The 14,137-nt window shown below is 44.5% G+C and carries 9 protein-coding genes; 2 read left to right on the forward strand and 7 right to left on the reverse strand.

The annotated features are described in order from the left end of the window. Positions 1-16: 16 nt before the first annotated feature. From B9L23_RS18100 to B9L23_RS18110, 3 genes are all read right to left on the reverse strand, one after another. Positions 17-1,624 carry an S-layer homology domain-containing protein gene (locus B9L23_RS18100; RefSeq protein WP_089098155.1) on the reverse strand — a complete coding sequence of 536 codons (1,608 nt, stop codon included), beginning with the start codon at positions 1,622-1,624 and terminating at the stop codon, positions 17-19. 122 nt (positions 1,625-1,746) lie between these two features. Then, complete coding sequence (locus tag B9L23_RS18105) at positions 1,747-5,226, reverse strand: S8 family serine peptidase (protein WP_089098156.1); 3,480 nt, start codon at positions 5,224-5,226, stop codon at positions 1,747-1,749. 79 nt (positions 5,227-5,305) lie between these two features. Then, a complete protein-coding gene (locus B9L23_RS18110; protein WP_089098157.1) occupies positions 5,306-5,506 on the reverse strand; it encodes a hypothetical protein in 201 nt (66 codons plus the stop codon). A gap of 107 nt (positions 5,507-5,613) precedes the next feature. Here B9L23_RS18110 and secA2 point away from each other — a divergent pair, with 107 nt between their 5' ends. Further along, positions 5,614-7,968, forward strand: a complete 2,355-nt coding sequence (gene secA2, locus B9L23_RS18115; protein ID WP_089098158.1) for an accessory Sec system translocase SecA2 — start codon at positions 5,614-5,616, stop codon at positions 7,966-7,968. A 42-nt stretch (positions 7,969-8,010) separates the two neighbouring features. Further along, positions 8,011-8,919 (forward strand): accessory Sec system S-layer assembly protein, encoded by a 909-nt coding sequence (locus tag B9L23_RS18120; protein ID WP_062677824.1) that lies wholly within the window; start codon positions 8,011-8,013, stop codon positions 8,917-8,919. Between the two features lie 201 nt (positions 8,920-9,120). Here the strand turns inward: B9L23_RS18120 and B9L23_RS18125 are convergent, their stop codons facing one another. Genes B9L23_RS18125 through B9L23_RS18140 form a run of 4 tightly spaced genes read right to left on the reverse strand, consistent with a single transcriptional unit; the run spans position 9,121 to position 13,960 of the window. After that, entirely contained in the window at positions 9,121-10,392 is a 1,272-nt protein-coding gene (locus B9L23_RS18125) for an oligosaccharide repeat unit polymerase (protein WP_089098159.1), read from the reverse strand. A gap of 17 nt (positions 10,393-10,409) precedes the next feature. Further along, the gene (murJ, locus tag B9L23_RS18130; protein WP_089098160.1) at positions 10,410-11,927 is read right to left on the reverse strand and encodes a murein biosynthesis integral membrane protein MurJ; all 1,518 of its coding nucleotides are present in this window, start codon (positions 11,925-11,927) and stop codon (positions 10,410-10,412) included. 10 nt (positions 11,928-11,937) lie between these two features. Next, positions 11,938-12,645 (reverse strand): WecB/TagA/CpsF family glycosyltransferase, encoded by a 708-nt coding sequence (locus B9L23_RS18135; RefSeq protein WP_089098161.1) that lies wholly within the window; start codon positions 12,643-12,645, stop codon positions 11,938-11,940. A gap of 31 nt (positions 12,646-12,676) precedes the next feature. Continuing rightward, positions 12,677-13,960, reverse strand: a complete 1,284-nt coding sequence (locus tag B9L23_RS18140; RefSeq protein WP_089098162.1) for a nucleotide sugar dehydrogenase — start codon at positions 13,958-13,960, stop codon at positions 12,677-12,679. Between the last annotated feature and the right edge of the window lie 177 nt (positions 13,961-14,137).

Genomic DNA, 14,137 nt, shown 5'->3' on the forward strand with positions numbered 1-14,137 from the left:
GGATGCCTCCTTGCGGCTATTTCTTTTCCAGCGTTCGTTTTAAAAATAAAGCAAACTGCCCTCTTGTTATCATCTCGTTCGGGCGGAACGGATCGGCGACGGTAATGCCATTAAAGGCGAGCGTCTGGATTTCGTTGTATGCCCAAAACGATGGCGGAACGTCCCGGAACGGGCGCAGCACCTCTGGCTGTTTGTATATATCGGAGCAAGCGCGGGCAAGCACAACCGCCATCTGTGCTCTTGTCATATACTCATTCGGCCGGAGCTTTCCCCCTTGTCCAAGCAGCCCGTGTGCCTCTGCAATGGCCATTTCTTTGTATCCAATGTCTCCTTCTTTCATATCCGTTGCCTTCACTTTATATCCTTCCGGCAATGCCAGGCTGAATGCGCGGACAAGCATGCTTGCAGCGTGGCGGCGCAGCAGCTTTTCGCTTGGCCGGAATGTGCCGTCCGCATAGCCTGTGATGATTCCGCGGTCATACAATAGTTTCACGGCTTGCTTCGTCTCTTCGTCTTCAACGTCCGGAAAGAGCGGACGGGAGCTGACGCTTGCGGCAATGTTGCGGTAATTGACAACCAGCGTTTCCGAGCCGTGGTTAAATCCTTTTGCCATAGGCAGAACGGCGCGGAATAATACGCGGTCGTTCCAATCTTTTTGAAAAAGCCATGAAACGTCATCAGAAAGCGCCGATGGGCGGTACCAGCTTTCCGATACGCCCGCGGATCGCGTGCCAACGTTAACAGAAGCGTACCGTCCATTGCCGTCTTGCGCATTAATATATGCCGGCGCTTTCGGGCTGTATAAATAAAGCCGCAAATGATAGTATGATGCATCGGACGGATCCGGCATATAGCCTGTTAAGCGGAGCGGCAGCGGGGACAGGACGGCATAGTTGTTTCCAAGCCACTGCTTCCAATATGCTTGCAGGCTGGAAAGCTCAAACGGCGTCGGAATGTGGACATTCATTTGCATATGCCCTTTAACTGCAAGCGGCGAACCGAACAGTTGCACATAGTCTTCCGCTAATATTTCCGGCAGCGACCATTCGTAAGCGCCGCTTCCGTCCGCATGCACGGACGGGTAACGGAACAATTCGCGCGCCGCGGCGTATTTGGAGCGAAGCCAATCAGCCGGCTTCAGCTGCTCTTTGTTGATTAAATAATAATAGGTAAAATGATGTCCGTATTCATGAGCAAGCGTTGTCGCCATTTGCGCAACGGTCGTTAATTCATTTCCGCCATATAAATGGATGACCCGGTTGGGCAATAGCGACAGCGTCTTTCCGATTTGGTATTCGGCGAAGTATTGCCCGAGCACGTTTTCTCCTGCCGGATAATCAGGAAAAATCATGATTTTCCCAAGAAGGGAAAGCTCAGGGCCGTGCTTGTTCGCCAAAAGTTCTGCCTCAAGCGCTTTTAATTGCGCTGTCGTGCGCCATTTCGAGCTGTAACTTTCAATGGTCACTCCGCTTGTGCCTTTATAGCGGGCAATCAGTGGGTAAAAATCTTCATAGTTGCTTTGCACTTGGGCTTTATTGGTGAGGTCAACGACATGGGCATCAACGGTTTTTCCGCCAAAGATGAACGCTATGGCAAAGAAAAGAAGGAAAGAATATTTGCGCATATGCCTCGTCTCCTTTGCGGTTTGCTATTTTCATAGTAACATAGATTCAAAAAATTAAGATGGAAGAAAAAAGATGCTCCAATGCGTCTTGCTTGGAAGCATCTTTTTTCTTCATTATTATTTTATTTTACTGGTGAAACCGAAAGCGTATATGGCTGCGCGCTTGGGCGGGCAAAACTATCTTCCACAACGATGTAGTATTTTCCTTTTTTCAAAGTAACAGCAGCAATTTCGCTGTCGCCTTCGCCATAATAGTCGAATGTTTGCACAAGCCCGCCTTTTTCATTATAAATGGAGATGACGCCATCCATCGTAACGCCGCCAGCAAGCTGGACGGTAAATTTGCCGTCTTTCGCCGCGGTAAACACATAATAGTCTTTATCGCCGTAATCGACGGACGCGTTCAAATAGCCTGTCGCTTTGAACGTATTTCCCGACTGTTTCAAACTGAGCGGTTTGGATGGCACGTTGTTTTTCACCACAGATCCCGCATCTTCATCTTTTTTCGGCAGCGTTTCAATGCCGAATCGGTATGATTGAAGCGTTAGTCCATCGTACAGATAGCTGTTTATGATAAAGAAATAGCCTGTGTTTTTCTTCGCTTTAAACGAACCGTTCACATCGTACAGCGGATTGAGTCCGGTCGGCCAAAATTCAACCATTTTCCCCGCTTCTTCGTCATCAATGGACATGTTTCCATTCGTATCTTCCACCACTGTCGCAATCGGAATTAGCGTGCCTTGCAATTCAGCCGGCAAGCTTGCTTTGTTTGCCAATTTATCCGGGCGCGCAAAGAATGTGAATATGTCGTCATTGGCACGGTGTTTGTAATAGTATATATCCTCATCATTGTTCAACGCGAAATTGCCTGTCACAGCCTTGTTCGGCTGAACGACCGTCGCGCGGATTGGCTCATTATTGTTTTCATTCACGTCTTTCGGCGCATCCATTAATTTTTCCGATGTAAATGTATATGGATCAGCAGACGGTTGGTAACGGCCATTGGCAACCGATAAATAATATTGTTTTCCTTTTTCTAAAAATAGCGTGAACGTGTTTGTCTCTTGGCCCGTAAAGTAGTCATAGCCGTTAAATTCGCTGATAGGATATAAGTCGTCTTGTTTCGGGTCATATTCATACACTACCGCCTCTGGCTGCATGTCATCCGGCACATCAAATGTAAAGCGGTAAACCGCTGTGTCATCGACAGAAGACAGCTTGTAAAAATCGCGGTCTTCGCCAAATTGGATATGCGCCGACTGCTTATCGCCAAGGCTGTAAGGAAGCGCATTTTCTTTTATATGCTGTATGTCTTCTTTTTCGAAAGACAACGGGCCGTTATCTTCTATTATTATAATAATATCTTTCTTTTCTTTCGCTTTTTTGTTTAGCTGCGCTTCTTCAGCCGGAGTCGTCTCTTCCGATGGCGCCGGTTCTTCCTCATCATCTGTCAGCGGATATCCATCTTCATCCGGCGGCATGGTTACCGGCTCCACCGTTAAACGGTACGGAATGGCGGACGCTGGCGTATCACCATTTGCGCCGGAGGATTGCGGAGACAAGCCATAGTACCAAAAATCGAGCGGCGGTTCGCTTGCCACTTCAATGACATATTCCATTTCCGGATCTGCTTCAAACGTGACTGTCTCGCCTTTTCCGCTGCCGTTATTATTTACTGGTGGAACAATCGGATATGGGCCATTCTCGGCATCAGCCGGATGATAGAAGTCTTCCGCTAAGTAAACGCTGATTGTCGAATTAATGCCCGGAACTGGCGAAAGATTCAGCTTCACTGTTGTCGGTTCTTCCACTTTAAATGTGAAGTAATCGTGATCCACTTCCCCTTCTTTTTCCGGGATGAAAGTAAATGGCGCGAATTCTGACTTGTCGCTGTCAAAAGGAAGCTGTTCAATGGCAACAGGATTGTCTTTCGTGGAATTGTCCTCCGCCAGCGTTGTTAATTTTTGCAGTGTTAGCGTGTACTCCGATTTTCCTTGCGTGCTATAGTTGCCATTCGCATCCGTGACGCCGATGACAAGCGTGCCGTTTTCTTTTGCTGTAAACAATTTTCCTTCTATTTCTCCAGCGCGCGTGTCATTGACATTGATTGGCTTTTCGGATTGTTTTTTGCCTTCAGGGTAGAAGCGCAAGATCAGCTTGTAATCGTAATCTTCTGCACCTTCCAGCACGGCTTGGATGCTTTCCCCGGCGTTAACATCCACCTTCAGCCAGTCGATTTGTTCCGGTGCTGTTAAGCTTCCCGTTTTTGTTGTTGTTTCTTCCGTCAGCTGCAGCGGAGCAGCTTTGGCGAGAATTGCTTCATCGCTCCACGTTTCTTTTTTCGGCAATTTCTTTATGTCAAAGTTCAGCGCGGCAACCGGATTGACAAGGCCGTTCGCATATTTAAGATCATAACCTTTTTCTCCAAGATCGGTCGCCGTTTTTTCTAAAATTGCCTCCACTTCATACGGCTTTAAGTCCGGATATTTGGATAAAATGAGCGACGCCACGCCCGCCACAACCGGAGAAGCCATCGATGTTCCGCTTAATTCCGCAAAGGATGCGCCTTTTGTCGGATCATAAACGGTGCTGTAAACATCGACGCCCGGCGCGACAATATCCACGGATGGGCCGTAGTTAGAAAAGTTTGCTAAATGGTTTTTGCTGTCGGTCGCTCCGACGCTAATGACGCCTTCATACGATGCCGGGACGGCATACTCATCGGTTGCTTCGTTGCCCGCTGACGCAACGACGGTAACGCCGGCGTCAATCGCTTTTTTTACCGCATCTTCCAAAATCGGGGAGTTAAAGTAGCCGACAAGGCTCATGTTGATGACTTTGGCTCCTTTTTCAATCGCGTATAAAATACCTTGGGCAATCACATAGTCGCTCGCGCCCCATTCACCGTTAAACACGTCGATCGGCAAAATTTTTACATTAGGATTAATGCCATGTGCGCCAACACCGTTGTTGGCGGTCGCCCCGATAATCCCGGCAACATGTGTTCCGTGAATATCTTTCACTACCGGGCCTGCCGGATTGACTGCATTATATGCTGGAAGCAGCTGGGCCTTTAAATCGGGATGCTTCGTATCCACACCGCTGTCAATGACCGCCACCGTTACGCTATGTTTGCCGGCAAGCTGCAGTGCTTTATCGATCTGCAATAACGAAAGCGGGTACATTTTATCGTTTTTCGGATCGTTCGTGCTAACCTTTTTATATGTAAAACTAGGCGTGACACTCTTCACAGCTTTCAGCTTAGCATAGGAGCGTATCACTTCTTTCGCCGTTTTTCCTTTTTGCACTGTGACGACATCATAACCTAACTGCGGAAACGATTTTTTCAACGTTGCGCCAAGGCTGCGATGGACGCTGGCAGGAATTTTCTCTTTGTACTTGACGATCAGCGTATCTTCGCTGATTTGGTCTTTCGCCTCTTTCAGCTGCTGATAAGCGAGCCGGGCCTTTGCGGCATGTTGCTGGGCATGTTGCTTCTTCCATTGCTCCAACGGCGGCATTGTGGACGCCTGGGCAAAGCTAGGCAAGACAAGCGCGGACGCAAGCCCAAGCGAAACGGCTGTTTTTTTCCATTTTTTCATTAAAGTCCCCCATTTCTATTAATTTTTTACACTATTCATTATTATTATAACGTAAATCATAAGAAAAAGTTTCATAGTTTTATAAATTTTTCCTCGAAAAATGAATAATAGTGCTGGAAAGTGGCAAAATTGCGAATAAATACGCATAATCTGCTGCAAACAATGAGGAACTCGCACCATTATGGCTGTTTTTATCCCGTTGATCTTCAAGCCGTTGAATTGGCGCCGCGGAGATCAGCAGCCATTCTCCAAATCTTGTTTTTCCGAAAACAGGAAACATGTTACAACCCTGCAATGTTGCAGATGAAGATTTAAGGTGAAACGCAAAACAAACAATGATATACTAGATTAAGTGATGATTCGACATGTGTGGAGGAGACTTGTAGAATGTTGTCTTATGTAAAAAAGATATTCAACAGTGATGAGAGACGGTTGAAGCATTACTATAAAATTGTTGATCATATTAACGCACTAGAACCAAAGATTGCAAAACTATCTGATCAAGAGCTGCGAGAAAAAACAGCTTATTTTAAAAATGAACTCGCCAACGGAAAAACAGTATTCGATATTCAGGCAGAAGCGTTCGCGGTGGTGCGTGAAGCATCGAAACGGGTGCTCGGCATGCGCCATTTCGATGTACAGCTGATCGGCGGACTTGTGCTGGCGGAAGGAAACATTGCCGAAATGCCGACAGGTGAAGGAAAAACGCTCGTCGCATCATTGCCGAGCTATTTGCGCGCTTTGGAAGGAAAAGGAGTGCATGTCATTACTGTAAACGAATATTTAGCCAGACGGGACCGCGAATTGATTGGACAAATTCATGAATTTTTAGGACTGACGGTCGGGCTGAACCTCCCGATGATGGATACGGAGGAGAAAAAGGCGGCATATCAGGCGGATATTACATATGGAATCGGCAGCGAGTTCGGCTTTGATTATTTGCGGGACAACATGGTTTACGATGTATCCCAGCGTGTACAGCGGCCGTTTCACTACGCGATTATTGACGAAATCGACAGCGTTCTTATTGACGAAGCAAAAACTCCTCTCATTATCGCCGGCAAAACGGGAGTCAGCTCCGAGCTAAGCTATTTATGCGCCCGCATTGTCAAAACATTTCAACGTGACGTCGACTATTATTATGATGAAGAAACAAAAGCAACGAACTTGACGGAAGAAGGAATCGCCAAAATCGAACGCGGCTTTGGCATCGACAACTTGTATGATTTAGAGCATCAAACTTTATATCATTATGTTATTCAAGCATTGCGCGCCCACGTTTTATTTCAGCGCGATGTCGACTATATCGTCAAAGACGGAAAAGTTATATTAATCGACATGTTCACCGGAAGGCCGATGGAAGGACGAAGCTTAAGCAACGGTCTTCATCAAGCCATCGAAGCAAAAGAAGGGCTCGAACTAACCGAAGAAAATAAAACACAGGCATCGATTACGATTCAAAACTACTTCCGTCTTTATCCGATTTTATCGGGCATGACGGGAACAGCCAAAACGGAAGAAAAGGAATTTCAAACACTCTATGGCATGGATGTCGTGCAAATTCCGACGAACAAACCGGTCATCCGCGTCGATGAGCCGGACCGCGTCTTTTTGACGATCGATCAAAAGTATAAAGCGGTCGCGAAAGAAGCAAAACGAGTTCATGCGACAGGCCAGCCGATTTTAATTGGAACAACGTCCATTTTGCAGTCGGAAAAAGTCGCCAAATATTTAGAAGCGGAAAATCTGCCGTTTCGCCTATTAAACGCGAAAACAATCGAACAAGAAGCCCAGCTTATCGCGTTGGCCGGACAAAAAGGGCAAATCACCATCGCGACAAACATGGCGGGCCGCGGGACAGACATCATGCTTGGCGAAGGAGTGGCCGAACTTGGCGGGCTGTTTGTACTCGGTACGGAACGCCATGAGTCGCGGCGCATTGACAATCAGTTAAAAGGCCGGGCCGGCCGACAAGGAGATCCAGGACGTTCTCAGTTTTTCATCTCTTTAGAGGACGACATGTTCCGCCGTTTTGCCAAAGAAGAAACGGAAAAATGGATCAAAAAAGCAAAAACAGATGAAAATGGCGAAATTTTAAATAAAGACATTCATGAGTTTGTCGACCGCGTTCAGCGCATTTGCGAAGGAACCAACTTCTCGATTCGCGAATATAACTTAAAGCTCGACGATGTGTTGAACGACCAGCGAACAGCGATTTACCGATTGCGCAACCGCATTCTCGAAAACGACCGTCTGATTCCGTTGATGATTGATATGCTTCGTGAATACGTTCCATATGAAATCGAGCAGCATTGCCCAATCGAGATGCTTCCAGAAGAATGGAATTTGGGAGAGCTTTCCGAACGGCTTCATGAAATCATTCCTTTTCCTGCCGTTTGTCTTTCGGAAAACATTAATGATATAGAAGACGTAAAAAACAGCGTCCAGCACTCATTAGAACAATATATTCATTATTTGGAGACAATGGATGACGCCGAACGAGTATTGTCGGAAATCAGACCTTCCTTGCTTTCGATTGTCGATTACCACTGGCTGAATCATCTGGATGCGATGGAGCGTTTAAAAGAAGGAATCGGCCTGCGCCATTACAGCCAGGAAGATCCAATTCGTCAATATCAGCGCGAAGGATTCGAGCTTTTCGTATATACGTATCGTCAAATTGAAGCGGATGTTTGCCGCCGTCTCGCGCAGGAGGTCGCGCCAAAAACCGCCTCCAGCTAAAGTGCCGGAAAACACCCTAAACTATTATGGAGGGAATTTATTATGCTATCATTTTTTAAAAGACAAAAACAGCAAAAAGACGAACGTGACAGCATCGTGGAAGCAAGCGAGCTATTAGGAAGCAGCGATACAGACTCAGGCTCTGGCGCTGAAGAAGTCAAAACCGAGCTGTCATTCCATCCATCGTGGAACGTAAGCGTAGAAGAACGCTACTATTATCAATTTTTGAATAATGAACAACGGCCGCTGAAAGAAAACCAAATTTCTTTATCCGGCATTGATATAAAACAGGTGCCGCAAGGATATGTCGTTACCGCCTTTGTCCGGAACAGCTTGTCCCGTCCGATTAAATTCGAACCAACTCCGCTTGTATTGCTTGGCCCAAACAACGAAGTGCTTGCCCGTAAGGTGTTCGACTTGTCGGAACTTGGGGAAATTCCGCCGCGCAGCAGCCGCCCATGGAAGTTTTTATTTGAGCAAGAAACGATCCAAGCTTCCGAAATACCGCTTGTCGATTGGAAGCTCGCCTTCGAATTGCCAAAACAAAAACGCCACTCCCTCGATTTAGAAGAAAGCTGGGAGAAAAGTTTAGCGGCGGAAGACAAAGAAAAATTGCAATCACTCGTTCAATCCATACAGCCTCCTAAACCAGGAGAAGTCAATTTTATGGGGCTGCAAATTCGGCAGACGGAACAAGGAGATCTTCATGTCACATTGCTAATTCGCAATGGAAGCGACAAAAACATTCATATTCAGCAGTTACCACTGCAAGTGCATGATGCAAGCGGGGATATCGTCGCCAGCGGCGCGTTTTCCCTTGATAACTTTGAAGTGAAAGCAAATACAAGCAAGCCGTGGACGTTTATTTTCCCAAAATCGCTAGTCACGAAGGAAAATCCGGATTTTCGTTCATGGAAAGTATCATTGCCGTCTTCTTCTTCACAATCGTAAAGAAAAAAGGGGTTCTCGTATAGAGAGCCCTTTTTTGATGAAAACAAATATATTCATAGAAAAAACCGTCTATCTAAAGATAGACGGTTTTCCAGAGGCTACCAACCGAGGTCTCTGTTGTATATTGCTACAGAAGGAAATAATATTTTCTTTCTTATAAGTATATTTTACCATTGACGTCTTTATATAACAATGACTTTTTTAGATGTTTGTCCTCGTTCTTTCAATTGCGCTGGAAACAATAGCATAGCCAATCATCAACAAAAACAATAAATCTAGCAAACCTGTATGGATGGAAATCATAAAAATCGTAGTGATAAACGCATACGCAATCGTTTGAAACGAGGCAAATCCCGACTGCTTCATCTGGTTATACAACATCGACAAAATCAAGCCATACAGGGCAAATCCAATGATAATCGCCAAATAGCCTGCCTCGACATAAAATTGTCCAAGCAAAGTCGGCGTGGTGGTTCTTCCCGGGCGCGTCACATATTTTCCTTTATCTACCGTAAGCGAGTTTACCATTTCTGTGATCTGCATGCGAGGCGATAGCTGCTTACCCGGCAAAACCGTGGAAAATATTCCTTCATGAAGCTTTCCATACATATATCCATGCTCATCGGCATATTCCATTAATTTGCTTAACACAATTCGGCCAGTTACGCTCACTTCCGTTAAACCGCGAACCCATTTCGGCGTTTCATCAATTTTGCGACGAAGAGCCTCATCTCTGCTCATTTGCTCTTCGTTTAACTCCACATTTGGCCCTTCATGGCTGTTAAATTTTTTCGACTGGTCCTCCGTAATGACACGGAAAAATCCGAATAATGAAAGAGACAAACCAACAATAAATAAAAATGCCAACAGCCATGACAGCTTAACGCGCCGAATCGTATAGTGGACAACAATCAAACATGTGAAGCACATAATGGCAATCGGTGTCCGATATCCCATTAACACTAAAAGCAGTAAAACGACGGCCAACACAAAAAAATACGTGCGCATCTGCTTCTTTGTAAACGGATACTCGCGAACGGCGCGGTCACAAATAAGAAACAGAACAGAAAACCATAAAAACGAACTTAAAAAATTTAACTTCGGATCTAAATGCCTGCGCACCGATTCATCCGTAATCCCAATTTGTCCTGTTGCAAGCATAATAATGTAACTAACTAAGCCGATGAAGCCAAGGAAATACAGAAAATACTTCGTTTTTCCCTTTAAAAAGGCCAGCCCCAAGGAAGGAAACATCCAATTTTTCTTTTGTACAATATGAACAGCTGCTAAATAAGAAAGCATCCCGACTAAAATGGCCCATAAAATATTCCGGTTTGCTTCGAAATATTCTATTTTTCCAAAGTCAAATAAACTAACAAAAAAATAAAGAATCAAAATAAAAGGAAAGAAAAAATATGGTGAAAATGAATCAATCTCGTTATTCCACTTTCGCAGCATCCCTAGTCGTTTCATAGCTCTTCAGTTTCCTTCTAAGAAACTTCTTTACTCCTCCTTTTCGCCAAAATTTCTTTAACGGACTGTACCTTAAACACCCATAATGCCACAAAGTATATCGCTGCCCCCGACACAATCATGACCGCTAAGTACGGTATGATAGCAAGCCGATCGATATGCAATTCGTATTTCATAAAAAGCAGTGCAGCTACCATTGCGAGCGTACTAAGTGTAATTTTCCCATATTCCTTCCCAATCACCGAAAGACGAAATCCACCTGAAATCTTATAAAGCGTCGTAAACGTAATCAGCGAATATACTAAACCGACAAAGGACGCAGATAAAGCCAAACCTGCCGCTCCTATTATGCTGGAAAAAATCGCATTAAAAATAATGTTGGCAATAATCGAAACAATTCCTGCTCTCAACATGTAATGTCCTTTTTCCAACGTATAAAAACCCTTCGCTATGACAGCTTGAATGCTGTAAAAAAGAACAGAACCGATATATAAAAACGCATATTCACTTGTTTGGGCGGTCGCACTCGCCGTAAACGCGCCCCGTTCATATACAATCTGGACGCACTCTTTCATCAGCACGAGCATCCCGGCTACCGTCGGCGCCAAAAATAGAAACATGTACGTAAGTCCTTTTTCGATACCGACTCTAAACAGAGCCATGTCGTTTTTCGTTCTTGCCTCCGCTAACAACGGAAACACAATCGTAGCGATGGTCACTCCAAAAATCGCCTGCGGAATACTTACGAGACGAAACGCATAGTTTAGAGTAGATACAGCCCCTTCGCCAAGACGAGCTGCAAACAATGTATTCACAAACAAGTTTACTTGGCCGACCGCGATCGTTAGCCCGATTGGCAAAAATATACGGTAAAACGAGATAATTTCTTCTCGATCCATCGGCTGCTTCCAGTCGATAAACCGGCGCGGTCCTAAATAAAACAGCTTGATTAAGAAAGAGAAAACCGTTCCGACAAAATAGCCAAACGGCACGGAATAAATCCCCATTTGGTGATGAAGAAACAGCGCGCCGCCAATCGTACATAGCACTACAATCGTTTGGGAAAATGTTGAAAATGAAAACATTTTTTGGGCATCAAAATATCCTTCAAAAACCGCATTGACACCGACAAGGGCCACTGACAGAAAATAAATAACTGCCGTCCATATAGCAATTTGTGTTCCATGGCTATTAAAATCTGGATATAGCTTTGGAATGACAAATGGCGAAAGAAGCGCTCCGGCGACAGAGATGACAAACGAAATCCAAAATGTTCCCTTTACGATATTCGTTAAATGAGAAAAACCTTTCCCTAGCTGAGAGTACTTATAATAGCTAGGCAAAAAGGCATCTTTCATCCCTGTCAACATAAACAAAATAAGCGCATTGGGGATGGTCATCGCCGCGATATAAGCATCGGTGACATAAGAGTTGCCGAATAATTTGGCGATGATCATATCACGAAACATGCTCGAAAATTTCAAGAAAAAGGTGGATAGCAAAAACAGGATGCTCGCAATGCGTAATTTTGACATACTATCCCTTCTATTCCCTAATCACTTTAATAAGAAATTTCGGAAGCGCAAGCTGCCGCTTCCAACGCCACGGTTCTTTCAGCAAGCGGTACAGCCATTCTAATCCTAGCTTTTGAACGAGGTGAGGAGCTCTTTTTAACCTTCCAGAAATGACGTCAAAAGACCCACCAACTCCTTGATATACTTTTGGGGCCAGCGAATGCATATGATTGACGATCCAATATTCTTGGGCAGGGCTTCCTAACGCGACAAACAAAATGTCTGCTCCCGATTGATTGATTGCGTCTTTGATTACCTGTTCATCTTTCTCATACCCATGCATGGTTCCGACAATTTGAATTCCCGGAAACATTTCTTCCAATCTCCGCTTTGCCTCATCGGCTACTCCCGGCTTTGCCCCGTAAAGGAAAATTTTTTTTCCTCGGGCAGCCGCTTCTTGGCATAAGCGGAGCATCATATCAATTCCCGTTACTCGCGACCGAATGCTTCCACCTTTCAAGATGGAAGCGAAAACCACCCCTATCCCGTCCGGGATAGGGTATGTCGCTTGATTCAGCAATTCCCGCAATCGGTCATCTCGCTGGGCTTTCATAATTTTCTCAGGGTTAATCGCAACGATAAACGATTTACGGTTACGATCAATGTCTTCCATTAATTTTGCCACAAGCTGTTCATACGTGTATCCACAAACATGGACACCTAAAAATGTTTCTTTCATCCTATCACCTAATTCGAAACGTCATCTTGCTTTATTTTAGAGTATTTTTGCCATCCCCGAGCAAGAATACTTGAAATCCGTGCTTCTCCCATTCGTTCCGGTCAATGCAATTTTTTGTATCCAAAATAATTTTAGTACGTACAAGAGAAGCGATCTTTTCCGGATTCAACGTTTTAAATTCGTTATGATCGGTTAAAATGGCAATGATATCCGCATGGGCCACCGCTTCTTCGATTTGCTGCGTCTGGCGCTCCACTTTATTTTCCTTGATATGTGGATCGTAAGCAGTATAATCAAAACCAAGCTTTTCTAAATGATGAATAACCTCAAGCGATGGGCTTTCCCGCATATCGTCAACGTTTCCTTTGAATGCTAGACCAAATACGGCAACACGGCCATGATGGATATTTTCATTTTCAAGAATTTGTTTAATTTTTAACGCTGTATATTCCGGCATGCTGTCGTTTGTATGACGAGCGAGATTAACGATCTTCGCTAATTCTGGCTGCAATTCCACTAAAAACCAAGGGTCTACCGCAATGCAATGGCCTCCAACCCCTGGACCAGGCAAATGAATGTTTACACGCGGATGGAAGTTAGCAAGACGAATTGCTTCCCACACATTGACGCCAATTTTCTCGCTTATTTTTGCCAATTCGTTTGCAAACGCGATGTTGACATCCCGATACGTGTTTTCTATTACTTTCACCAATTCAGCGGTTGTCGCGTCAGTAATGTGAATCGTTCCTTTGACAAACGTTTTATATAATTCCGCTGTTAAACGTGAAGATTCCTCATTAATACCGCCGACAATGCGGTCGTTGTTGGTTAATTCTTCAAAAATTCTTCCTGGAATCACACGCTCTGGAGAATGCGAAACAAACAATTCCGTCCCAATCTCTAAATTTGTTTCCTTTAAAATAGGAAGCATGACATCTTCTACCGTGCGCGGCGGCACCGTTGATTCGAGTACGACCAAATTCCCTTTGCGAACATAAGGGACAATCGATTTTGTCGCATCGCGCACATAATCTAAGTTTGCTGTTTTATCTTCATTAATAGGAGATGGAACAGCAATAATAAATACATCCGCTTCCTCCGGTGTGGTGGAAACGGTAAATTTCCCGCTATCAATCGCACTATTAAGGCGTTCCTGTAATCCCGGTTCTTCAATGTGCAGCTGTTTGTTTTGAATCATCTTTACTGCGTTTTCGTTAATGTCGACACCATGCACTTGGATGCCGTGATTGGCAAACATCACTGCTGTCGGCAATCCAATATACCCTAATCCAATGACGCAAATTTTTTTACTCATAAGAAAGTTTTTCTCTCCTTTTTTATGCAAGATGCCTTTTTTACAACCAAACTTTATTATAGCAAAAAATCATATCATTTGTCTTTATTGTAACGGAAATTCAATATACTGAAACAAATTTTAAATGTATACTTTTCCATATATAAAACCAAATCCGCCATACATGCATCCGTGTTA

Source organism: Parageobacillus galactosidasius (assembly GCF_002217735.1).
Taxonomy (GTDB): Bacteria; Bacillota; Bacilli; order Bacillales; family Anoxybacillaceae; genus Parageobacillus_B; species Parageobacillus_B toebii.